The organism is Pseudomonas agronomica (assembly GCF_025917275.1).
In the GTDB taxonomy this organism is placed as follows: domain Bacteria; phylum Pseudomonadota; class Gammaproteobacteria; order Pseudomonadales; family Pseudomonadaceae; genus Aquipseudomonas; species Aquipseudomonas agronomica.
Window position 1 is genome coordinate 1 of the sequence record NZ_JAOSHO010001005.1, and the last position, 565, is coordinate 565.

A 565-nucleotide genomic window follows, 5' to 3' on the forward strand; every position below is an offset into this window, starting at 1 on the left:
TGGGCGTCGTAGGAAAAACACCGCTGGCTGCCATCGGGCAGGGTTTCTTCCGTCAACTGGCCCAGGCGGTTGCGCACAAAATAATGGGCGCTGGCGTCCGGGTAGCTGATGGTTTTCAGTTGCCCTTGGGCGTCGTAGTGGTACCAGGTGCTTTGGCCGTCCGGGTCGATGGCCTCGATGACATCGCCCTGGTCGTTGCGGCGGTAGGTCCACACGGCTTTGCCGCGCTGCCGAGTGTGCAGGAAACCGTTTCGGTATTCGTAGGACGTGGGCTCGTCTTCAGGCGGAATCAGCGCCACCAGCCGTCCGACTTCGTCGTAGCGGTATTCGGTGACGGCGCCGAGCGGGTCCTGCTCGGCGATCAGCCGGCCCTGCTCGTCATAGGCCTTGAGGTGTTCACCGCCGGCGGGATCGACCTGGCGCACCAGTCGCGCGCGGTCGTCGTGGACGTAGACTTCCTGGCTGCCATCGAGGTTGTGAACGGTGACGCTGCCGTCTTCGCCCCAGGTGTAGCGGCTGTCCATCTGCGCGAACGATGCCCAATGCCGCACGCAGCGCGCCGCCG

The 565-nt window shown here is 65.0% G+C and carries 1 pseudogene; it reads right to left on the minus strand.

The features are described 5' to 3' along the window. Positions 1-565, minus strand: a pseudogene (locus OC610_RS28615) (type IV secretion protein Rhs); the annotation flags it as partial.